The 21,978-nt window shown below is 58.9% G+C and carries 18 protein-coding genes; 7 read left to right on the top strand and 11 right to left on the bottom strand.

Annotated features, from left to right (window positions below; all coding sequences use genetic code 11):
* Window positions 1-10: 10 nt before the first annotated feature.
* From ACSQ26_RS23885 to ACSQ26_RS23905, 5 genes are all read right to left on the bottom strand, one after another.
* A complete protein-coding gene (locus ACSQ26_RS23885) occupies window positions 11-1,066 on the bottom strand; it encodes a polysaccharide biosynthesis/export family protein (RefSeq protein WP_436013340.1) in 1,056 nt (351 codons plus the stop codon).
* Between the two features lie 251 nt (window positions 1,067-1,317).
* Entirely contained in the window at window positions 1,318-2,079 is a 762-nt protein-coding gene (locus ACSQ26_RS23890) for a WecB/TagA/CpsF family glycosyltransferase (RefSeq protein WP_436013342.1), read from the bottom strand.
* Between the two features lie 73 nt (window positions 2,080-2,152).
* Window positions 2,153-2,731 (bottom strand): sugar transferase, encoded by a 579-nt coding sequence (locus ACSQ26_RS23895; protein WP_436013344.1) that lies wholly within the window; start codon window positions 2,729-2,731, stop codon window positions 2,153-2,155.
* 572 nt (window positions 2,732-3,303) lie between these two features.
* On the bottom strand, window positions 3,304-3,513 hold the full coding sequence (locus ACSQ26_RS23900; protein ID WP_436013346.1) for a KTSC domain-containing protein: 210 nt from the start codon (window positions 3,511-3,513) through the stop codon (window positions 3,304-3,306).
* Between the two features lie 130 nt (window positions 3,514-3,643).
* Window positions 3,644-6,739 carry a family 16 glycosylhydrolase gene (locus tag ACSQ26_RS23905; protein ID WP_436013348.1) on the bottom strand — a complete coding sequence of 1,032 codons (3,096 nt, stop codon included), beginning with the start codon at window positions 6,737-6,739 and terminating at the stop codon, window positions 3,644-3,646.
* 338 nt (window positions 6,740-7,077) lie between these two features.
* Here ACSQ26_RS23905 and ACSQ26_RS23910 point away from each other — a divergent pair, with 338 nt between their 5' ends.
* Both ACSQ26_RS23910 and ACSQ26_RS23915 read left to right on the top strand, forming a co-directional pair.
* Window positions 7,078-7,275, top strand: coding sequence for a hypothetical protein (locus tag ACSQ26_RS23910; protein WP_436013350.1), 198 nt, complete (start codon window positions 7,078-7,080; stop codon window positions 7,273-7,275).
* A 146-nt stretch (window positions 7,276-7,421) separates the two neighbouring features.
* Window positions 7,422-8,534, top strand: a complete 1,113-nt coding sequence (locus ACSQ26_RS23915) for an acyltransferase family protein (RefSeq protein WP_436013352.1) — start codon at window positions 7,422-7,424, stop codon at window positions 8,532-8,534.
* Window positions 8,535-8,543: 9 nt separating this feature from the next.
* Here the strand turns inward: ACSQ26_RS23915 and ACSQ26_RS23920 are convergent, their stop codons facing one another.
* The 6 genes from ACSQ26_RS23920 to ACSQ26_RS23945 all read right to left on the bottom strand — a co-directional run bounded on the left by ACSQ26_RS23920 (window position 8,544) and on the right by ACSQ26_RS23945 (window position 16,407).
* Complete coding sequence (locus ACSQ26_RS23920; protein ID WP_436013354.1) at window positions 8,544-9,638, bottom strand: endo-1,4-beta-xylanase; 1,095 nt, start codon at window positions 9,636-9,638, stop codon at window positions 8,544-8,546.
* 18 nt (window positions 9,639-9,656) lie between these two features.
* Window positions 9,657-11,060 carry an O-antigen ligase family protein gene (locus tag ACSQ26_RS23925; protein WP_436013356.1) on the bottom strand — a complete coding sequence of 468 codons (1,404 nt, stop codon included), beginning with the start codon at window positions 11,058-11,060 and terminating at the stop codon, window positions 9,657-9,659.
* Between the two features lie 136 nt (window positions 11,061-11,196).
* Entirely contained in the window at window positions 11,197-12,075 is an 879-nt protein-coding gene (galU, locus tag ACSQ26_RS23930; RefSeq protein WP_436013358.1) for a UTP--glucose-1-phosphate uridylyltransferase GalU, read from the bottom strand.
* A 241-nt stretch (window positions 12,076-12,316) separates the two neighbouring features.
* Window positions 12,317-13,663 carry a UDP-glucose dehydrogenase family protein gene (locus tag ACSQ26_RS23935; protein ID WP_436013360.1) on the bottom strand — a complete coding sequence of 449 codons (1,347 nt, stop codon included), beginning with the start codon at window positions 13,661-13,663 and terminating at the stop codon, window positions 12,317-12,319.
* A gap of 10 nt (window positions 13,664-13,673) precedes the next feature.
* Window positions 13,674-14,672 (bottom strand): UDP-glucuronic acid decarboxylase family protein, encoded by a 999-nt coding sequence (locus ACSQ26_RS23940; protein WP_436015443.1) that lies wholly within the window; start codon window positions 14,670-14,672, stop codon window positions 13,674-13,676.
* A gap of 112 nt (window positions 14,673-14,784) precedes the next feature.
* Window positions 14,785-16,407 carry an ABC-F family ATP-binding cassette domain-containing protein gene (locus ACSQ26_RS23945; RefSeq protein WP_436013362.1) on the bottom strand — a complete coding sequence of 541 codons (1,623 nt, stop codon included), beginning with the start codon at window positions 16,405-16,407 and terminating at the stop codon, window positions 14,785-14,787.
* 395 nt (window positions 16,408-16,802) lie between these two features.
* On the opposite strand from ACSQ26_RS23945, the gene ACSQ26_RS23950 reads away from it, so the two are divergent.
* The 5 genes from ACSQ26_RS23950 (at window position 16,803) to ACSQ26_RS23970 (ending at window position 21,975) form a co-directional block, all read left to right on the top strand.
* A complete protein-coding gene (locus tag ACSQ26_RS23950; RefSeq protein ID WP_436013364.1) occupies window positions 16,803-17,351 on the top strand; it encodes an AAA family ATPase in 549 nt (182 codons plus the stop codon).
* A 166-nt stretch (window positions 17,352-17,517) separates the two neighbouring features.
* A complete protein-coding gene (locus tag ACSQ26_RS23955) occupies window positions 17,518-18,564 on the top strand; it encodes a LacI family DNA-binding transcriptional regulator (RefSeq protein WP_436013366.1) in 1,047 nt (348 codons plus the stop codon).
* Between the two features lie 135 nt (window positions 18,565-18,699).
* Complete coding sequence (locus ACSQ26_RS23960; RefSeq protein ID WP_436013368.1) at window positions 18,700-19,968, top strand: ABC transporter substrate-binding protein; 1,269 nt, start codon at window positions 18,700-18,702, stop codon at window positions 19,966-19,968.
* A 295-nt stretch (window positions 19,969-20,263) separates the two neighbouring features.
* On the top strand, window positions 20,264-21,163 hold the full coding sequence (locus ACSQ26_RS23965) for a carbohydrate ABC transporter permease (protein ID WP_436013370.1): 900 nt from the start codon (window positions 20,264-20,266) through the stop codon (window positions 21,161-21,163).
* On the top strand, window positions 21,160-21,975 hold the full coding sequence (locus ACSQ26_RS23970; protein ID WP_436013372.1) for a carbohydrate ABC transporter permease: 816 nt from the start codon (window positions 21,160-21,162) through the stop codon (window positions 21,973-21,975). Before ACSQ26_RS23965 ends, ACSQ26_RS23970 begins: the two co-directional genes overlap by 4 nt.
* Window positions 21,976-21,978: the final 3 nt, after the last annotated feature.

The following is a 21,978-nucleotide window of genomic DNA, read 5'->3' on the forward strand; positions in this document are numbered from 1 at the left end:
TGTCGCCCCGTCAATTCGTCAGCGAGTTCACCGACGTTCGTGTCCTCACCGCATTGGCCGGCACATTGGCCGTCGTGTTCGAAACCCCATTGATCAGGTTGAGGAACTTCGCCAGTTCGGCCGTATCGGAGTTGGAGACATAGATGACGTCCTTGTCCTGCATCCTGAATTTCTGGGTCGCGAAGAAGATCGACGGGTCGCGCATGTTCGCGTGGAACACGGTCGGCACCTGATCGCCGGTGAAATTCGACACATCGACACCGGCCCTTGCCAGGACGTCCCGATCCACCTCGCGATAGAGGAAGACCTGGGCCGGATCGGCCCGGCTGTCGAGAAGACCGCCTGCCTTGCCCAGCGCTTCGCCGAGCGTGAGGTTGGAGTCTTCGAAATCGATCCTGCCATTGAGGCCGGAGGCGCCGAAGGCCAGATAGGTGCGGCGCTCGCGATTGACATAGATCGTATCGCCCGGGCGGATATAGATATTCTCCTTGGGATCGTCGACCAGTGACTGAAACAGCACCGTCGCCCGCTTGTTGCCCCGCTCGATCGACACATAGGTCTCGTAGCCCGGCGCATTGATGCCGCCGGCTCGGGCAACGAGATCGAGCACCTTCTCGCCCGCCGGATTGAGATCGAGCTGCGCGGGTTCATTGACGTCGCCGAGTATCGAAACCATGTTCGAGCGGCTGGTCACGGTGGTCACGACCACCTGCGGCTCGATGGCCCGGTTGGCCAGTTTCTTCTCGATCTCCACCTCGACTTCGGCTGCACGCCTACCCGCGACCTTGATCGCGCCTGAATAGGGCACGCGGATCAGGCCGCGCGCATCCACTGTCTGGTTCGGCAGGTTCACGTAATTGCCGGGCCGGCTGCCCGCGTCATCGGGGATGAACAGGCCGCCGGACTGAGCCTCGAAGATCGACACCTGGATCGTGTCGCCGATGCCCAGTGCCAGATCGGGGGCATAGCTCTTGCGTGAGCCGAAACCCTTGGCAAACGAGGTCAGCACGACCTCTTCGAACATCGGGACGACGTCCTTGGTGAGACTGACGAGTGCATAGTCCACGCCCTGCCGTTTCTGCGGGGTCTCGACCTTGACGGTAGCCTGGGACAGAATCGATTGATGGGAGGGCCCCGAACGCGGCAAAGTGCAAGAACACAGGGTCACGCTCAGGACAGCCACGGCTGCTCGGTTCAAGGTCTTCCTTGCATCCATTCAATAGTCCTCATACGCCTTTACTGATATTTCGCCGGCTCTGGACAGTGCCGGTTGGCCCATCCACGACGGCGTTCAGGTGGCCCGACAGGAAGGGCCACCTAGACCTTGCTGCTCGTCCGCGCGAATAGCAGGATGAGAGCAAGCGGCGTGGTGGTGAGATATCGCCAGCCGAGTTTGCGCGGCTCGGTCAGCAGCCGGTGCACCCATTCGAGGCCAGATTTCTGCATCCATTCGGGTGCCCGGGCATAGGCACCGGTCACATAGTTGAAGCAGCCGCCGCAGGTGATCAGCCAGGCGCTGGTCAACCGGTCCCGGTTCCTGACGCAGAAGGCCTGTTCCTTCGGCTTGCCGAGACCGACCCATATGACATTGGCACCGGAGGCATTGATCTCATCGCAAATCGCGGCCTCATCCTCGAGGGAGAAATATCCGTTCCGGCGACCGACGATATCGAGCGCGGGATACATCTGCTGCATCTTGTCGGCGCATTCCTTGTTGACCTCCTCGGAGGCTCCGAGGAGGAAGAACTTCACGCCGTCCGTATGGGCGGTCCGTGCAACATCGTGGAAAAGGTCCGTCGTGGCGCTTCTCTCGGGGATAGGCGAATTGGTCAGCAGTCGCGAGGCGATTACCAGCGGTTCACCATCGGCATGGATGATATCCGCCCGGTTCATGTCCTCGAGATAGCTGCGGTTCAGGATGGCCATCGCAAGAGCATGGCCATTCGCGTCAAACAGCAGTTTTGGAGGGGATTGGCTGTCGCGGGTGTTGATTTCATCGGCGATCGCCTGAACCAACCCTTGCCTCGAAAGGCGTGCGGTTTTTATGCCGCCAACTTTGACATATTCCAGCAGAGACATTTTCAGAGTCCTTTGGACTGGTCTATCAGACTTGATTTGATGGAGGCCGCCGCGCGGGCGTCTACCTGTGCTCCTAGAAGCCGGTGCCCTTGAACATCTCATTCCTGAGCGTGCCGAAGGCGATCTTGATATCGAGCAGCAGAGAAAAGTTGTTCACGTAATGGATGTCGCAGGCGATGCGTGCCTTCGACTTGGAGGGCGAGATCGTCGGTCCCCTGAGACCCCGCATCTGGGCCAGGCCTGTAATGCCGGGCCGCATCTTGTGACGGTCGTGATAGATAGGAACCAGTTCCTCATATTGAACTCCGGCCGCCTTCATGCCGATGGCATGGCACCGGGGTCCGACGAGCGACATATCTCCCTTCAGCACATTCAGCAGCTGAGGAAGTTCATCGAAGTTGGATTTCCGGAGAAAAGCCCCAAATGGCGTGATGCGGGGGTCATTCGGCACCGTTTGCTGGATACCAGTGGGATCACCGAGATCACTACGCATGGAACGGAACTTGTAGACCTTGATCTTCTTGCCGTTCATGCCCCAACGCAGCTGGGTGAACAGCACCGGACCGCGGCTTTCGATCTTGATCAGAGCCGCGATCAGGAGAAAAAGCGGCAGCAGAATTATCAACGACGATCCCGATATCAGGATGTCCATGCCCCGTTTTGCGATCAGCTGGGAAGCCCTGATTTTCTCCCCGGTTGTAGACGTTATCCCCTGGCGGTCGCGCCGCAAATACGCTTTTCGCCGACCGGGTTCAATGAATCCTGTTGTCCTCATTTCGCCACCCCATCTCGATGTTGCGATGCGGCATCCTATAACGCAGTTGCGAGAGTGTCGACCAAATTTAACCAAAAATTAGCTCAAGCCAATATTTGCAAAACTTCAAGGTATTGATTTTTAACGTAAATTTTCTTATCGAAAATTGTTGTTTCGAGCGTTGAGCGCCTTGGCTCTAATGTATAGAGCTCTAAACTTCTGGGCATTTTCGTGTCGAAAAAGTACGACTAAATAGAAATCCGGGGTTTTGCAGGAAAGTTTCTTGATCTTGGGTAAGAAGTAACTAGGTCCCGGCCCGGCACGGCCAAACCGGCATGCCGCGGAAGCAACTATTTCAAGCGATTAAATCGAGGGTTGTGGGATAAGGGTGTTTTGGACACCGCGAATGCTGTAATGACCTTTGCCGGACGGGCCTTTTGAGGACCTGCGATTGTCTCCCCAGAGAGCAATCAGGCGGCTAATCTCTCGAAATTCATGCGGATATGATCGATGTAATAGGATCCCGGCGATTTGGCGCTGACCAGCGCCTTGACGATTTTCGGGGGCACGCCGGAGAAAATCCGGATCGCACCATTCCTGAATTCGATTCGCAGACGATGCCGTTCCCGGTCATAGGCCAGGAATTTTATGATTCTCGATCTGACTGCCAGTTCCGTCATGCCGCCGCTCCTTGCTCTGCGCGGACCATAGGACAGGATTGTAAATATACCGGAAAGGGGCGGCGGTCCGCGCCCTGAAAGCCAGGGCACGGACGTATGAAACCGTCACTTATTGGAGCAGTTTCGTGATTCAGAGAATGAAGTCCGCACCGCTTTCCAGCATCGTGCCAATCGAGACATCCGAGAGATAGATCTGCATGTCGGACGCCTTGTCGCCGGTGAGATCGACATCGACGAGCACGCCGTCGCCCGACGCCGTAAGCCGCACCTCTCCCGCCTGCCCCGTGAACGCCCCGTCATGAAGATAGGTCAGGGTGCCGTCGTAGGTGGAAGACAGATCGATCCGGTCGCCGCGCGTGAAATCGGTGACGACATCGTGAGCGGCAACCGTCGAGTCGGCCTGGGAGAGGAAACGGAAGGTATCGGTTCCAGTGCCTCCCGTCAGCCGATCCGCGCCGGCACCTCCGATCAGGAAGTCCTTGCCGTCGCCACCGACGATGATGTCGGCACCGCCGCCGCCATTCAGGATATTGCTGCCGGCATTGCCCGTGAGGCTATTTGCCAGATCGTTGCCGGTGGCATTGAGGCTCCAGGTGGTGGTGAGGGTGAGATTCTCCACATTCGCCGCAAGGGTGTAGGAGACAGAAGCGAAAACGGTATCCGCACCGCGGTTCCACCACTCCGTGATCACATCGCCGGCATTATCGACGTAGTAGGTGTCGTTACCCGTATCGCCGCTCATCGTATCGGCGCCCGTGCCGCCATCGAGCACGTTGTCGCCTATATTGCCGCCCACGTTGTTCGACAGCCAGTTGCCTGTGGCATTGATATTGGCACTGCCGGTGAGCGTCAGGTTCTCCACATGGGTGAGAAGGGCATAGCTGGCGGACGAATAGACAGTGTCGGTTCCAGCGTTGGACCAATCACTGACGATATCGCCGGCATTGTCGACGTAGTAGGTATCGTTGCCGGTTCCGCCAGCCATCGTATCAGTGCCACCTAAGCCATTGAGGATGTTGGCGCCTGCATTTCCGGTCAGGCCGTTTGCGAGATCGTTGCCCGTGGCGTTAAGGCTCCAGCTACCCGTCAGCGTCAGATTCTCGACATTGGCCACAAGCGTGAGCGATACCGAGGAATGGACGCTATCTGTTCCCTCTCCGGCATTCTCCGTGATGGCATCTCCGGCATTGTCGACCCGGTAGGTATCGTTGCCAGCGCCGCCCGTGAGCCGGTCAGCATCCGTGCCGCCATCCAGCACGTTGTCGCCGGAATTGCCCGACATGACGTTGACGGCCCAGTTTCCGGTGGCATTGATGTTGGCGCTTCCCGTCAGCGTCAGGTTCTCGACATTCGAGCCAAGCACATGGTTGACGGACGCGTAGACCGTGTCGGTGCCATTGCCCGACCATTCGGTGACGACATCGCCGGCGTTATCGACGAAATAGCTGTCGTTGCCGGCGCCGCCAGTCATCGTATCGGCACCGGAGGCACCATTGAGGACATTGCTGGCGGCGTTTCCAGTCAGGGTATTGGTAAGTTCGTTGCCGGTGCCGTTGATATCGCCGGTGCCCGTCAGCGTCAGATTCTCGACATTGGCCGACAGGATATGGGTCACGGAGGCGTTGACCGTGTCCATTCCCTCGCCCGACCATTCGGTAACGATGTCGCCGGTATTGTCGACCTGATAGGTATCGTCGCCGAGACCGCCGATCATCGTGTCGGCGCCGGCGCGCCCGTCCAGGATATTGTTGCCGCTGTTGCCGGTCAGTGTGTTGTCCAGCCCGTTGCCGGTGCCGTTGATATCGAGCGTGCCCGTCAGCACCAGCGAGACCGCGAGGTGATCGAGCGTGGTCGTCACGCCTGAAGTGACGGTCGAGGGTATCGAGCCGTCATTGAGCTGATAGGCGTGGATGTAATCGATCTTGAGATCGGCGCCGCTGAAGTCCTCGTCCGGATCGCCGGGCAGGACGCCGCCGATCGCCAGGTTGGTGACCATGTGCATCGGCTGGTGCATGTCCGGCGGCGTCGCGGTGCGGAAGACTTCGGCGCCATCGACGTACCAGACCAGCTCTTCCGGCGTCCAAAGCACGCCGTAGGTGTGCATTCCCGCCGTGACGTCGCCAACCCAGGAGGTGAAGCCGGTTTTCGTATGCTCGCCCGTGCTGTTGGAATGGGCGGTCATGAAGACCGTGGCGCTATCGCTGCCAAGCGCTTCGAAGACATCGAGCTCCGGAGGCCAGGAGCCATCGGCCGGCAGCATCCAGAAGGCCGGCCAGGTACCCTGGCCCTGCGGCAGTTCGCATTTGATCTCGAAATACCCGTAGGTCTGCGCAAAGCTGTCGCGGGAAGATAGCATGCCCGATGTATAATCATGGCCGGTTGCCGCCTTGACCTCAGCGCTCGCCGTATCCGCATGAATGTTGAGTATTCCGCCATCGATGGAGAATGGATTGACGCCCAACCCGAGATAGGCCTCGTCCATGTAGACCTGCAATTCCTCATTCGCGGCGAGCGTGCGCCCGTCCGCGCCATCCCAGAAGGACGTCCGCCAGGTTCCGCCGGCCGATTGCAGGCTCAGGCTGTTGAACTCGTCGCTGAAGGTGAGATCGAGCTTCGAGGTATCCAGCGCATACTGGAAATCATCGGCGTTGAAATCGGCGATCGAACGATTGTGGAAGGTCAGGGTCTCGCCGGAATTGAGCTGGATGACGGCATCGGAGCCCGATTGCGACATCTGGTCGAGGACCTCCGAGAAGTTGGTGAAGCCATAGCTGCCCAATTGGACGACGTCGCCTGCGCCGGCACCTGAGTCGAAATCCGTGATGACATCCGAACCTGAATTCTGACGAACGATGAACAGGTCGCTGCCCGCGCCACCCGACAGCGTGTCGTCGCCGCCGGCGCCGAAGATCTGCTGGCTGCCGTCACCACCGGCGATAATGTTGGCAACGCCGTTACCGATCCCGATCGTATCGGCGCCGAGCACCTGAAGATTCTCAAGATTGCTGCCGAGCGTGTAGCTCTGCCAGGTGATGACCGAATCACTGCCTTCAGCCGTATTCTCGATGACAGTGTTGAGCGGCGACATGACATAATATGTGTCGTTGCCGGCGCCGCCAATCAATGTCGAAGTGCCGTGGAAACCTCCCAGCACATCGTCGAATTCCGTTCCGGTCAGGGTCTGGTCCGCCTGATCCGCCCACAGGGTGATACCTTGCTCAGCCATTCTCTTCTCCTTGTTGCAGAACCGGGATAGCAATGAAAAGTGTTAAGAAAGGTAACCGCAGCGTGCAAAATCTTATGATTTGCTTATATAAGAAATAGGGAGGCTCGCCTTGTTCATCGAACGTGTTGCCGGCCACCCGTCAGGTCGCGCCCCGGAATAAAACAATACATGTTTCATATCCGGACCTTGGACGCAGGCGTCAAAGCATTGTGTCCAAAAGGTCCCGCGCATTTACCAACAAACAAACAAAGGGCGCCAGGACATGGTAAATCAATTGCTAATTTCCCTTCTTTCGCTTTAGTACACCACGGGACATATTGAGCTTGGGGGCGAGCGTCTTGGATATCTATTTTCAGATCTGGTTGATCGGCGGATTGTTCTTTTTGTTCGCTGGCACCATTGCAACATGGCTGAGCGGCGGCAGCTCGAAAGTGGTGTGGTATCACGCCGCAATCGCCTATATTTTTTGGCCGATATCGATCATCGTCGTCGTGGTCTGGGTGCTCTGGGCACGCATGCAAGGTGGCCGAAAATAGGCTTTTTGACCATATTTTGAGCCTTTCGTCACATTTCTCTCCGATTCAACGCCATTTCGCTCGCATCTGCACCGCAACGCAACAACGTTGCAGTGCAGTGCAAAAACTGGTTTAAATGTCCGTCGAACGGCGAACGGACACGAATGATGATTGAGCCTCTTCCACCAGTTTCCGCAACGAAAGGCCATATCCAGGGCCTCAATGGCCTCAGGTGCCTGAGCATCCTGATCGTGATTATCGGTCACTTTTTCCTCGGCGAATATTCCGGAATATCGTCGCTCGGCGTCTATATTTTCTTCGTCATCTCAGGATTCCTGATCACCCGATTGCTGCTTGCCGAAGCGAAGGAAACCGGCGAAGTGCGAATCGGAGCATTCTATTGGCGGCGCTTGCTGCGGCTGTTTCCGGTGCTGATCGTCTATATGATCGTCGTCGTGCTGTTCGCGCAGATGCATTCGATTCCGGCGCCGCTGATCGAAATCGCCTCGGTCTTTCTCTATTTCGTCAACTACCTAAAGTCGTATTACGAACTTGCAGGGACACAGCATGTCCTGCCGATCGGCGTGCTCTGGTCGCTGTCCGTCGAAGAGCATTTCTACCTCATCGCGCCGCTGTTCATTGCCTTCGTCAGGGCGAGCCCGGGCAAGGTGCTGGCCTTCGCGATCGTCATGATCGTGGCACCCCTGCTCATCCGCGTCGGCTACGTCATCCAGTGGCCGGAATGGTCCAATACGAACCGCATCTACATGGCGTCCGAAACGCGGTTCGATTCGATCGCTTACGGCGTATTCCTCGCGGCGATCTGCGAGTTGAGCCCCGAGGGCCGGATCAGGAAAGCCATATCGAGCCCGCAGGCGCTTATCGCGGGCATAGCGCTTCTGGTCCTCTCGACCGTCATCCGGGATGATTTCTTCAGGGATACGCTCCGCTACAGCCTGCGTGGCATCGGCGCCCTCCTCATCGTGGCACCGATCGTGTTTTCGCCACGGCTGGGATTGCTCCAGAACATCGCAAATTCCCCGCCGGCGGAATGGATCGGGAAGCTCAGCTACTCGCTCTACATCTGGCACGGCGCGGCGTGGTTCTTCCTCTCCAACATCGGCATGACGAAAACCATGCTCACGTCGTTCGCTGAACTCGGCGTGACATTCGTGCTTGCCGTCGCGTCCTATTATCTCGTGGAGATGCCGGTGCTGAAATGGCGCAACAAGGCGTCCACGCGCCGGAAGGGCGTGGTCACGAATTCGGTTGCGGCTTGAAGGCAGCGCCTATGAGGCGCTGCGGTAGGAATTGAGCATCTCGAAATAGAGCTTCTTCGGACGCAGATCGCCGTCGAAGGGCAGTCCGCGTGACAGGCTGCCGTCGGACCATTTGTAGCTGTCGTAGGATGAGAGCCAGGAATAGCGGTCGGAAATGCCCCATGTGAGACATCCGAGCACGGCGGGTTTCGAAAACGCAACATCGAGATAGCGGCGCCCTAGCGCTGCAATGTCCGCGTCCCGCTGGGCGGGATCGGCCGGTCCTTCGACATCGGCGATATCGAACTCGGTGATCAGGATTTTCAGGCCGAGATCGCTGACCTCGTCGAGAAAGCGCGACATGACCTCGTCGGTGTAATCCAGGCGATACGCCTTGAGGTGGGACTGTATCCCCAGCGCATGGACAGGAATGCCCTTCTTGAGGAGCTTTTCGAGCAGTTTGAGCACGGAAGTCCTCCGCTGCTCCGCCCACCAGACATCCGCCTCCAGATTGATCTCGTTGTAGAAGAGCAATGCATCCGGATCGGCGGCATGGGCGACCTGGAAGGCGGTCTCGATATAGCCGGAGCCGAAGGCCTTGTACCAGGGCGAACTGATGCGGAGATCCTCCTCGCCACCCTCATCGATGTGGATGACCTCGTTGATGACATCCCAGGAATGCATCCTGCCCTTGAAGTGACCGACCGTCTTTTCGATGTAGTCGGTCAGAAGCTTGTCGTCGCGTCCTTCTTCGAGCTTCGCCAGCAGCCAGTCGGGGTTCGCCTCGTGCCAGAGCAGGGTGTGGCCCCGCATACGCTGGCCGTTCTTCTCCGCGAATGCCAGAAGCCTCTCGGTCGGCGCGAAATTGAGGCGTCCCTGCTTCGGTTCGATCGCCTTGCGCTTGGTCTCGCCTTCCGCGACGAGCATGTTGGCCTGGTCGATGACCAGTTGGGCAAACGGCTTGTCCTTGGCGAGAGTGCCGGTCGAAACCGCAGTGCCATAGATCAGCTTGCGGTCGGTCGCTACCTGCCGCAGCGTTCCTTCATCGGCGAGGGATGGACGTGTGAGGCCAAGAAGAGGCATGGCTGCGCCGGCGGCGAGGAATGAGCGTCGCGTGATGTTCATGTCGTTTTCCTTTGGCAGCTATTGCCGCAGCAATTGCGGCGGCTTTGCCGGCGGCCAATGGGTGGCGGCCAGCCATTCGTAGTCCCTAGACTTCGCGGACATATGCCTGGAATGAATGATCGTGATCGCTATGACGACAAACACCCAGCTCTGCTTGTCGGGCGAGAAGAACTGGCTCTCCGTGAAGTTCTGCAGCATGCCGAACAGCCACATCGAGAAGAGCATCGCGTTCAGCTTCAGGTCCGAAGTCAGCGGATTGGCGAAGCGATAGTAGGGTACGATCATCAGAGCGATGATGGCGAGCGTCAGCCCCACAATACCGGTGGTGAGAAGCACCTCGATATAGCCGCTATGGGAGTGGCCGATCTGGGTGACGAATTCGCTCACCGCACTCTCGTAGATCGGCGACGAATATCCGATCGCCCAGAATGAGCCATAGCCCGACCCGAAGAACGGATGCGTCTGAATAAAGGGCATCACGGATTCCCAGATGCCGATACGCCCGGAGAGGTTCTCGGGATCGGAGAAGAAGGCCAGCACCACGTCCCATTCGGCCCATGTCATCATGGCGATCCAGAACGCGATGCATGCCATCGCGACGTTGAAGAAGGGGCGCAGACCGTAAAGCATGATGGCCCGGTAGCCGAGGCCCGACATCAGCACGATCAGGAACCAGCCTATCGATGTCTTGGACTTGGTGAAGATGAGGAACACGGCAGCGAGGGCGAAGAACAGGAAATCCAGCGGCTTCCGTCTGCTGATCGCATGATGGAAGAAGAACAGCGAAGCGTGGATCATCACCGCGCCGGCGATATTCTTGTGCGGGATCACACCACGCCAGGCCCCTACCAGCGACGTATCGATCTCATCCGGCGGATGGACGGCAAACGAGAAGAGCGGAATTTTCGACAGCAGCACCGCAATATAGGACGCCGTGATGACGCCGGCCAGGAATATGTACACCGCCCGTATCGTCTTGGCGGCGCCCAGGTTCTGGATGCACCATCCGACGGCCAGTAGGATGATGTACATGCCGATGGCACGGCGAATGGAAATGCCTGGTTGAATGGCGTAGATAGCGCTGAACAGGCACCAGAGACATGCCACATTGTAAGCCGTCGAAATCGGGATGATCGATCTCGGCCGCATGAAGATGAAGGTCGCGCCCCCGACGACAAAGAATGTCATGAAATAGGTGAGCTGGCGGATCATGTCGCCGCCGGCGCCCTCGATCACGGCGAGGCCGAGCGTCTCGCGGCTGAGCGACGATGCGGCGGCCTCATAGCGCACCTCCACCACGATGAAGGTGAGTAGCAGGCAGAGTGCCGCCGTGAAGAACAGATCAGCCCCTAGTTCAAGCCCTAGAAACGTCCGTCTGCGGGCGAGAGTTACGCCCGGTGTATATCGCTCTGCATAGGCCAATGGCATAACCTTGGTTTTCGTTTGGGCGATAGGCACGTCTGCCTGTTTATAAGCTGAATGGAAATTACCGGGCAACCCCGAAGTCCGGCCCAATTGCCGCAGGTTCCGGCAATCTCCACTCAGAAACGATCATCCCTCAGGGGTGAACGAGCGACCTGATATCGGCCTCGACCAGGCCCCGGATATCCGGGCGATCGAGCGCGAAGGCGACATTGGCCATGATGAACCCATCCTTGGCGCCGGTGTCGTAGGTCTTGCCCCGGTAATGGTAGGCCGTGAAATCCTGCTTCTGCAGGAGTTTCAAGAGGCCGTCCGTGAGCTGGATCTCATTGCCAGCACCGCGCTCCTGGGTTTCGAGAATGCCGAAGATCTCGGGCTGCAGGATATAGCGGCCGTTGATGAAGAAGTTCGACGGCGCCGTTCCCTGAAGTGGCTTTTCCACCATGCCGGTGATCCGGAAACCGTCGGCGATATCCTCGCCGCGCCCGACGATGCCGTAGCGATGCGCGAGTTCTGGCGCGCATTCTTCCACGGCAATGACATTGCCGCCGCTCTGGGCATAAAGCTCTACCATGCCCGCCAGGCAGGCCTTTTCGGATTTCATGATCATATCGGGCAACAGCACCGCAAAGGGTTCGTTGCCGACGATGTCACGGGCGCACCAGACGGCGTGGCCAAGGCCGAGCGGCTCCTGCTGGCGGGTGAAGCTCGTCGTGCCGGCCCTTGGGAGAATGGCTTCCAGCGCCGTCAGCTCGACCGTCTTGTTTCGTGAGCGGAGCGTCGATTCCAGTTCGAACTGGATATCGAAATAGTCCTCGATCGCGGATTTGCCGCGGCCGGTGACGAACACGAAATGCTCGATCCCGGCCTCGATCGCCTCATCTACGACATATTGGAGGACCGGCTTGTCCACCACCGTCATCATTTCCTTGGGGATCGCCTTGGTGGCGGGAAGAAACCTGGTGCCCAGGCCCGCAACGGGAAAAATGGCAACTCTTACTTTGTCGGAACGCATGTGCTTCTCCAGAGTGTCAGCGTTTATCGCGACGCTTCGAGGTGCGCTCCTCCCGGCCCTCAATCGAGCACAGCCGGTCCGACCGAGTCAAGACAGGTGACCCGACGCTGGCACGAGCGTCAGGCGACGCACGTTTCAGCGAACGGATTTGAGGCAGCACATCCCGCGGCGTTTTTTCGCGCGAATTTCCATCCGGCCAGCGTAAGTGCCGGCCGGTGCGTCATCATGTGTCGGTTGATCGTTACTCGGCCGCCAGCGACTGGCTGAGAGTCGGCTCGGTGTCGGTGCGTCGCCCGATGGACCAATATTCGAAGCCGTCGTTCTTGACGTCGTCCACCGAATAGAGATTGCGGAAATCGATGAGCAGGGGCGACCGCACGACCTGGCGGAGCCTGGGCAGGCTCATCTCCTTGAACTCGGTCCACTCGGTCACTGTCACGACAGCGTCGGCACCGGTCGCGGCGTCATAGGCGTCCTTGCAGAACTCGACGTCGGTGAGGATTTTGCCGGCGTTGGTCATCGCCTGGGGATCATAGGCCCTGATATGCGCGCCGAAATCCTGTAGCGCCTGGACCAACGGAATGGCGGGCGAATCGCGCATGTCATCCGTATCGGCCTTGAAAGCGAGGCCGAGGACGGCAATGGTCTTGCCGCGAACGACGCCATTGCAGGCATCCAGCACCCGTAGCGCCATTGCGCGCTTGCGATTCTCGTTGACCTGGATGACAGCCTCGACGGTGCGCAGTTGCACGCGATAGTCCCGCGCGGTCTTGGAAATCGCCAGAGTGTCCTTCGGGAAGCACGACCCGCCATAACCGGGTCCGGCATTGAGGAACTTGCGGCCGATACGGCTGTCGAGCCCGATGCCGTTCGCGACATCGCGGATATCGCCGCCGACGGCTTCGCAGAGATCGGCGACCTCGTTGATGAAGGTGATCTTCATCGCCAGGAAGGCGTTGGAGGCATATTTGAGCAGTTCGGCCGAGCGGCGCGAGGTGTGCAGGACGGGGACGCCCTTGAAGCCATCGACGCCGTAGACCCTGGAAATCACGGCCTTCGCCCAATCGTCCTCACTGCCGATGACGATCCGGTCCGGCTTCAGGAAGTCGTCGATCGCGACGCCTTCGCGCAGGAATTCGGGGTTGGAGACGACCGAGAAGCGGAAGTTGCCACCGGTGGTCCTGAGAATGCGCTCGACTTCGTCGCCGGTGCCGACGGGGACCGTCGACTTGTCGACCACGACGAGGTCGCCGCTTGCCTTTTCGGCTATGGCATGGGCCACGGCATAGACATATTTCATGTCGGCATGGCCGTCGGTCACGCGCGGCGGTGTACCGACCGCGATGAAGGCCGCATCCGTGCCCTGAAGGGCAAGGCCAAGATCTTCCGTGAAGTCGAGGCGGCCGGCCGCCACATTGGATTTCACAAGTTCCTCGAGACCGGGTTCGTAGATCGGGATCGCGCCGCCCTTCAGCGCCGTGACTTTTCTTTCGTCGTTATCGACGCACACCACCTGGTGGCCGAGTTCCGCAAAGCATGTGCCGGCGACGAGGCCGACATAGCCGGAACCAATGATAGCTACCTTCATTTTTTTCTCCTTATGCAGTCTTCGGTACGCTTGGGATCGACCGAGACGCAATAATTTGACGGAAATACTCGATGGTGTTCCCCAGGCCCTCTTGGAGCGGGACCTTTGGCTCCCAACCCAGATATTCCCTTGCCCGGGAAACATCTGGGCATCTCTGCATCGGATCGTCCTCAGGCAACGGCCGGAAGTCGATCCGAGATTTCGAAGGAATCATGGCGAGCACGGTTTCAGCCAGTTTGCGTACCGTGATCTCGACAGGATTGCCGATATTAATGGGAAAGGTGACATGGTCGGGCGCATTCATCAACCCGATAATGCCTTCGACCAGATCGTCGCGATAGCAAAAGGACCGCGTCTGGCTGCCATCGCCGTAGATCGTGATGTCGTTGCCGGTGAGCGCCTGAATGATGAAATTGGAGACGACGCGGCCGTCTTCCGGGTTCATTCCGGGCCCGTAGGTGTTGAAGATCCGGACGATTCGCGTGTTCACGCCATGAAACCGGTGGAAATCCGAGACCAGCGTCTCGGCGCCGCGCTTGCCCTCATCGTAGCAGGAACGGACCCCCATCGTATTGACGTTTCCCCAGTAATTTTCTTTCTGTGGATGGACGAGCGGGTCGCCGTAAATTTCCGATGTCGAAGCCTGCAGGAGTTTGGCGCCACGACGCTTCGCAAGCTCCAGCATGTTCAATGTGCCGATCACGCTGGTCTTGAACGTATAGACCGGATCGCGCTGATAATGCTGCGGCGAAGCGGGGCATGCGAGATTGTAGATCTCGTCAAAATAGCCATCGAATGCATCGATGACCGAATGCTCGACGAATTCGAATCGCGGATTGGCCAGGAATCCGGCGATATTCTGGCGGGCACCTGTGTGAAGATTGTCGAGGCAGGTGACGTGATTGCCCATATCCAGCAGGCGTTCGCACAGATGCGCACCCAGAAATCCCGCTCCGCCGGTCACCAGAATTCGCGTCAAACAATCACCCTCTCGCACATTCCGTCGCACTGATAGACCGGCAAATAAGACACGGTCATGACCATCGCTCACATCCCTGGTCCCACATTGGCCGCCAAGCACGCGATATGCAAGATCGGGGACCGGGTCGCGGCAGACAAATTCAGCTCCTCAGCCCCGGCGCCTCATGGCCGCTGCGGGCGACATATTCGGTATAGCCGCCGTCGTAGCGATGAATGCCCTCGGGCGTCAGTTCCAGCACGCGGTTGGAAAGCTCGGCGAGGAAGTGTCGATCGTGGCTGACAAACAGCATCGTGCCCTCGAAATCGCCGAGCGCCTTGATCAGCATTTCCTTGGTGTCGAGATCGAGATGGTTGGTCGGCTCGTCGAGCACCAGCAGGTTCGGCGGATCGAACAGCATGCGGGCCATGACCAGCCGCGCCTTCTCGCCACCGGAGAGAACCCGGCACTTCTTCTCCTGGTCGTCGCCGGAAAAGCCGAAACAGCCGGCGAGCGCGCGAAGAGGACCTTGCCCCGCCTGCGGGAAGGAATCCTCCAGCCACTGGAACACGGTGCGGTCGCCGTCCAGCAGGTCCATGGAATGCTGGGCGAAATAGCCCATCTTGACGGATGCGCCCAGCGACACATTGCCCTGATCGGGTTCGGTCGAGCCGGTGACCAGCTTGAGTAGAGTCGATTTTCCGGCACCGTTGACGCCCATGATGCACCAGCGTTCGCGCCGGCGGATCATGAAATCCAGCCCCTCATAGATGACCTTCGAACCATACTGCTTATGCACGCCTCTCAGATTCACCACGTCTTCGCCGGAGCGGGGCGCGGGGCGGAATTCGAAGGCTACGACCTGACGGCGCTTCGGCGGCTCGACGCGCTCGATCTTGTCGAGTTTCTTGACGCGGCTCTGCACCTGCGCGGCATGCGATGCGCGCGCCTTGAAGCGTTCGATGAACTTGATTTCCTTGGCGAGCATCGCCTGCTGGCGCTCGAACTGCGCCTGCTGCTGCTTTTCACCTTCGGCGCGCTGGCGCTCGTAGAATTCGTAGTCGCCGGAATAGGTGGTGAGCGAACCGCCATCGATCTCGATGATCTTGTTGACAATGCGGTTCATGAACTCGCGGTCGTGCGAGGTCATCAGCAGCGCGCCTTCGTAGCCCTTGAGGAAGTCCTCGAGCCAGATCAGGCTTTCGAGATCGAGATGGTTCGACGGTTCGTCGAGCAGCATGGCATCGGGCCGCATCAGCAGGATGCGGGCGAGCGCCACGCGCATCTTCCAGCCACCCGAGAGCTTGCCGACATCGCCATCCATCATTTCCTGGCTGAAGGAGAGGCCGGCGAGAACTTCCCTGGCGCGGCCGTCGAGCGCATAGCCGTCGAGTTCCTCGTAACGCGATTGCACCTCGCCATAACGCTCGATGATCGCGTCCATATTGTCCATCTGGTCGGGGTCGGACATCGCCGCCTCGAGTTCGCGAAGCTCGGCCGCGACCACGCTCACGGGACCGGCGCCCTCCATGACCTCGGCGACTGCGCTACGGCCGGACATCTCGCCGACATCCTGGTTGAAATAGCCGATCGTGATGTTCTTCTCGACCGAGAGCTGGCCCTCGTCGGGCACTTCCTCGCCGGTGATCATGCGGAACAGCGTCGTCTTGCCTGAACCGTTGGGGCCGACAAGGCCGATCTTCTCGCCGCGATTCAAGGCCGCCGAAGCCTCGATATAAAGAATGCGGTGCGAGTTCTGCTTGGAGATGTTTTCGATGCGAATCATGCGGGCGCGGTCCGGACGGGAGGAATGTTTCGGCCGGGCTTATGGCATGTTGCGATGCAAAATGGGAGTCGGGAATGAAGCGCTTGCAAAGCGGCGGCGCGACCAATCAAATAGACCCCGGAATTGCTTCCGGGGTCGTGGTCTTACCCGCATCGGTGCGCCGCGCGCGGTGCGGTCACATAGCGGCCTGATAGGCCGAAAAGATCAGATAGAGGACGATGATAACAGAGGAGAGGGTCAGTGACGCGCCCCATGGCTTGTGGGTTTGAACGGGGTAGATCGTGTCCATTTTGGTCTCCTTTCCTGATCCGGCACCTCTCGCCGGCATCGGGTGAACCCATGGAAATCGGAATGTGTTCCATCAAAATTGTTGCCTGTTTCAGAAGGAAAATTGATTGAATCGCTTCGTGATCATTTCGGGCTGCTCTGGTGGTGGTAAATCCACATTGCTTGCCGCACTCGCCGAGCGTGGCTTTGCCACGGTCGAGGAACCCGGCCGGCGCATCGTCAGGCAAGAACTCGAAAGCGGCGGTACGGCGCTGCCCTGGATCGACGAACAAGCCTTCGCCCGCCGAGCGATAGCCATGGCGATCGAGGATCGCGACCGAGTTTCTCCGACTGACGAAAGCTGGGTATTCTTCGATCGCGGGCTCATCGATGCCGCGGTCGCGCTCCAGCACATGACAGGTGAACCGGTCCTGGCGGACCTCGCGGCGGAGCATACCTATCACCCGCAGGTCTTCCTCACGCCACCTTGGCCCGAGATTTTCGAGAACGATCCGGAACGGCGCCACGGAATGGACGCTGCAATCGCTGAATATGAGCGGCTTGCGCAAGCCTATCCGGCACTCGGCTACCAGACTGTCCTTCTGCCCAAGGTAAACGTCGCGGCGCGCGTGGAATTCGTGCTCAGCGTAGTGGGCGGAACGCTTCGCGCCTTGTGAATATTTTACCGCTTGGATATATCGGGCAAGCCGCTGTTATCCCGGCGCTTCCGGCTCACGGACAGTTCCGCCGACTTCAATGGGTAGTAAAAATTTACTGAAACACGTTCCGGATTGCCGGAATCTGTGTCATCATGCGTGGAAAGAGAAGACTGGATTAGACGGGATGGTCACGATCAAGGAAATCGCCAAGGCCGTCGGCGTATCGCCGGCCACGGTGTCGCGGGTGCTGAACTACGACCCGGCGCTGTCGATTTCCCCCATCAAGCGCCAGGCGATCATCGAGACCGCCGAGGCGCTGAACTACGAGACGCCACGCAACCGCAACAAGGCCAATGGCCAAGCCGCGCCCAGCCTGCTCACTAGGCTGGCGATCATCCATTTCCTTGAACCCTCCGACGAAATCGCCGATCCCTATTATGTCGGCGTCCGGCTCGGCATCGAGAATCGATGCCGCGAACTCAAGACGGAGATCGTCAAGGTCTTCCATTCCGATGCGCTGCCGGAGGCTTCACTGCTGTCGGGTGTCTCGGGCGTGATCGTCATCGGCAAACATTCCGATAACGAGATCGCATGGTTCCGCGAGCATGCCCAGCATGTGGTCATGGCCGATTTCGACCCCAGGATCGAGGCGCTCGACAGCGTGTTCTCGGATATGGGCGCGGCCACGGTCAAGATCCTGGAGTCCCTCAAGGCCAGTGGCTACAAGCGGATCGGCTTCATCGGCAGCCACGAGAACATCAACGGCGCCGTCCAGCAATTCGCCGAGCGACGCTGCGCCGCCTATATCGACTGGCAGAAGAGCAACGGCACCTTCGATCCCGACCTGCTGGCTCTCGCCGACTGTAGCTCCGGCCAGAGCCTGAGGCTCGAGACCGGCTACCGGCTGGCGCGCGATCTGCTGGCACTGGCCGAGCGGCCCGATGTCGTGGTCACCTCGAATGACAATATGGCGATCGGTACTTATCGCGCGATACAGGAGTTCGGGCTGTCGATCCCAGGCGATATTGCCGTCATCTCATACAATGACATCCCGGTTGCGCAATTCCTCACACCGCCGCTCACCACGGTGAAAATCCACGGCGAGCATATCGGCGAAACGGCGGTCGACTTGCTGCTCGAACGGCTTTCCGGACGCGATTACGGCAAGCAGGTGCGGATCGCCACCGAACTCGTCTATCGAGCCAGCTGCCGCAAGCCGCTGGAATCATAATACTTTTGCGCAGCTCTTCGCAGACGCAATAAATATTTACTAAATTTTCCTTGCTCGTTGCCTGATTTTCGGTAAAACTCTCCTCACGAGACAGGAGAGGAGAACCTGTTTCGAACCATTCCGAGGGAGGAAACAATGGCTAACAGGACGATTCTATCGCGCTTTGCAGCGGCGGCACTCGCTGGGGCGAGCATCTTCGCGGCTTCCGCCGCATTCGCCGGCGAAGTGACCATCTGGTGCTGGGACCCGAACTTCAACGTCGCGATCATGAAGGAAGCCGGCGCCCGCTATACCGCCAAGCATCCCGGAACCACGTTCAACGTCGTCGATTTCGCCAAGACCGATGTCGAGCAGAAGCTGCAGACCGCGCTGTCTTCCGGCACCACAGACGCGCTGCCGGATATCGTCCTGATCGAGGATTACGGCGCGCAGAAATACCTGCAGTCCTTCCCCGGCGCCTTTGCCGAAATGTCCGGCAAGATCGACTATTCCGGCTTCGCGCCCTACAAGGTGCAGCTGATGACCGTCGACGGCAAGGTCTATGGCATGCCTTTCGATTCCGGCGTGACCGGCCTCTACTACCGCAAGGACTATCTCGAACAGGCCGGCTTCAAGCCCGAAGACATGCAGAACATCACCTGGGACCGGTTCATCGAGATCGGCAAGGCGATCGAGGAAAAGACCGGCAAGAAGATGATGGGCCTCGACGTCAATGACGCCGGCTTCATTCGCATCCTCATGCAGTCGGCGGGCGGCTGGTATTTCGACAAGGACGGCAATCTCTCGATCGAAGGCAACCCGGCGCTGAAGGCGGCACTGGAAACCGAGCAGAAGATCCTGCAGGCCGGCATCTACAAGCCCGCAGCCGGCTGGACCGAATGGGTTTCGGCCTTCACCTCGGGCGATGCCGCCACGGTGACGACGGGCGTCTGGATCACCGGCACCGTCAAGGCGCAGGCCGACCAGGCCGGCAAGTGGGGCGTGGCACCGATTCCGAAGCTGAATGTCGAAGGCGCATCGCATGCATCCAACCTCGGCGGTTCGAGCTGGTACGTGCTTGAAAGCTCGGCCGAGAAAGACGAGGCGATCGACTTCCTCAACGAGATCTATGCCAAGGATTCCGATTTCTACCAGAAGATCCTGGTCGATCAGGGCGCCGTCGGCTCGCTGCTTTCGGCCCGCTCCGGCCCGGCCTATTCGAAGTCGGATGACTTCTTCGGCGGCGAACCGGTGTGGCAGAACTTCTCCGATTGGTTGGCCAAGGTTCCCCCGGTCAACTACGGCATCTTCACCAACGAAGTCGATACCGCGGTCACCGCGCATCTGCCCGATCTCGCAAAGGGTGCCAATGTGGACGATGTGCTGAAGTCGATCCGGAGCCAGGCCGAAGGCCAGATCCAGTAAGGGTTGGATCGGCAGCGACAGCATGCTGACTATCGCTCATAAGATGAGAACCCTCCCCACAAGGGGAGGGTGGTTGACTGGGCGATGACGCTCTCACAGACTCCGTCATCCTCGGGCTTGTCCCGAGGATCTGGTGAGGCTTGATTAATACTCGACGGTCGAGTGCCTGGCGACGGCACCAGATCCTCGGGACAAGCCCGAGGATGACGCCGAGAGCGTATTGCCCGCCAGCCAAAGAGCACCCCTTCCCATGGTGGGGAGGCCCTCAGACAAACCATCGTACGGAAGTTGTTCCATGGCAGTAGCCGGCACAAGAGGCGGATTGAAGCGCTATTACGATTTGAACGGCTGGCTGTTCATCGCCCCGTCGATCCTGCTGATTGCGATCTTTCTGATCTACCCGATCATCAGCTCGCTTTCCTGGTCGCTCTACACCGGCAAGGGCATGATGATAAAATTCGGCGGGTTCGCCAACATCGCCAGGCTCTGGAACGACCCGGTCTTCCTTCATGCGCTTTCCAACACGATCATCTTCTTCGTGGTGCAGGTGCCTATCATGATTGTGCTGGCGCTGCTGCTGGCATCGGTGCTCAACAATGACCGACTGAAGTTCATCGGCTTCTTCCGCACCGCGATCTTCCTGCCCTGCGTCGCCTCGCTGGTTGCCTATTCCGTTCTGTTCAAGAGCATGTTTGCCGCCGATGGCGTGGTCAATTCGGCGCTGATGGCCATCGGCCTCGCCTCCGGGCCGATCGGCTGGCTGACCGAACCCTTCTGGGCCAAGGTGCTCGTCATAACAGCCATCACCTGGCGCTGGACCGGCTACAACATGATCTTCTATCTCGCGGCGCTGCAGAACATCGACAGGTCGATCTACGAGGCGGCGCGGATCGACGGCGTTCCGGCATGGGCGCGCTTCATCTACATCACGATCCCGATGCTGAAGCCGGTGATCCTGTTCACCACCATCATCTCGACCATCGGCACGATCCAATTGTTCGATGAAGTCTATAACCTGACCGAGGGCCGCGGCAGCCCGGCCAATTCGACGCTGACGCTGTCGCTCTACATCTACAACGTCACCTTCCGCTACATGCCGAGCTACGGCTACGCGGCGACCATGTCCTATGTCATTGTGCTGATGGTGGCGCTTCTGTCCTTCCTCCAGTTCTATGCCGCGAGGGACCGGTCATGATCAGTTCGCGCACGCTATCCACGGCCGGCCAGTACCTCTTCCTCAGCGTCATGGCCTTCCTGTCCATCTTCCCGTTCATCTGGATGATGATCAGTTCGACCAACACGTCGGTTGAGATCATGGGCGGCAAGGTGAGCCTGGGGTCGGCGTTTGCGACCAATGTGACGAACTTCTTCACGCTGGTGGATGTGCCGCTGGTGTTCTGGAACTCCGCCAAGGTCGCGATATCAGCCACCGTGCTGACCATCGTCGTTTCGTCGTTTGCCGGCTACGGCTTCGAGATGTTCAAATCGAAATGGCGCGACCGCATCTATTCACTGATGTTGCTGACGCTTTTCGTACCCTTCGCGGCGCTGATGATCCCGCTCTTCATGATGATGGGGCGTGCCGGCCTGATCAATACACATATCGCGATCATGCTGCCGTCGATCGCGTCGGCGTTCATCATCTTCTATTTCCGCCAATCCACGAAGGCCTTCCCGACCGAACTGCGAGACGCCGCCAAGGTCGACGGCCTCAAGGAGTGGCAGATCTTCCTCTACATCTACGTGCCGGTGATGCGCTCGACCTATGCGGCGGCCCTGGTCATCGTCTTCATGACCAACTGGAATAACTATCTCTGGCCGCTGATCGTGCTGCAATCGAACGAGACCAAGACGATCACCCTCGTCGTCTCGTCGCTCGCCTCGGCCTATTACCCCGATTTCGGCGTGGTAATGATCGGCACCATCCTGGCCACGCTTCCCACGCTCGCCATCTTCTTCGCCATGCAGCGCCAGTTCGTGCAAGGCATGCTCGGTTCAGTCAAATAGGAT

Source organism: Rhizobium sp. LjRoot254 (assembly GCF_964254105.1).
GTDB lineage: Bacteria > Pseudomonadota > Alphaproteobacteria > Rhizobiales > Rhizobiaceae > Rhizobium_E.

Bases quoted from the DNA above. Each gene is read 5' to 3' on its own strand.
- ACSQ26_RS23970 (WP_436013372.1), top strand. From the start codon at position 21,160: ATGATCAGTTCGCGCACGCTATCCACGGCCGGCCAGTACCTCTTCCTC.
- ACSQ26_RS23900 (WP_436013346.1), bottom strand. From the start codon at position 3,513: ATGACGGAACTGGCAGTCAGATCGAGAATCATAAAATTCCTGGCCTAT.
- ACSQ26_RS23945 (WP_436013362.1), bottom strand. From the start codon at position 16,407: ATGATTCGCATCGAAAACATCTCCAAGCAGAACTCGCACCGCATTCTT.
- ACSQ26_RS23915 (WP_436013352.1), top strand. From the start codon at position 7,422: ATGATTGAGCCTCTTCCACCAGTTTCCGCAACGAAAGGCCATATCCAG.
- ACSQ26_RS23905 (WP_436013348.1), bottom strand. From the start codon at position 6,739: ATGGCTGAGCAAGGTATCACCCTGTGGGCGGATCAGGCGGACCAGACC.
- ACSQ26_RS23890 (WP_436013342.1), bottom strand. From the start codon at position 2,079: ATGTCTCTGCTGGAATATGTCAAAGTTGGCGGCATAAAAACCGCACGC.
- ACSQ26_RS23965 (WP_436013370.1), top strand. From the start codon at position 20,264: ATGGCAGTAGCCGGCACAAGAGGCGGATTGAAGCGCTATTACGATTTG.
- ACSQ26_RS23895 (WP_436013344.1), bottom strand. From the start codon at position 2,731: ATGGACATCCTGATATCGGGATCGTCGTTGATAATTCTGCTGCCGCTT.
- ACSQ26_RS23920 (WP_436013354.1), bottom strand. From the start codon at position 9,638: ATGAACATCACGCGACGCTCATTCCTCGCCGCCGGCGCAGCCATGCCT.
- ACSQ26_RS23960 (WP_436013368.1), top strand. From the start codon at position 18,700: ATGGCTAACAGGACGATTCTATCGCGCTTTGCAGCGGCGGCACTCGCT.
- galU (WP_436013358.1), bottom strand. From the start codon at position 12,075: ATGCGTTCCGACAAAGTAAGAGTTGCCATTTTTCCCGTTGCGGGCCTG.
- ACSQ26_RS23955 (WP_436013366.1), top strand. From the start codon at position 17,518: ATGGTCACGATCAAGGAAATCGCCAAGGCCGTCGGCGTATCGCCGGCC.
- ACSQ26_RS23935 (WP_436013360.1), bottom strand. From the start codon at position 13,663: ATGAAGGTAGCTATCATTGGTTCCGGCTATGTCGGCCTCGTCGCCGGC.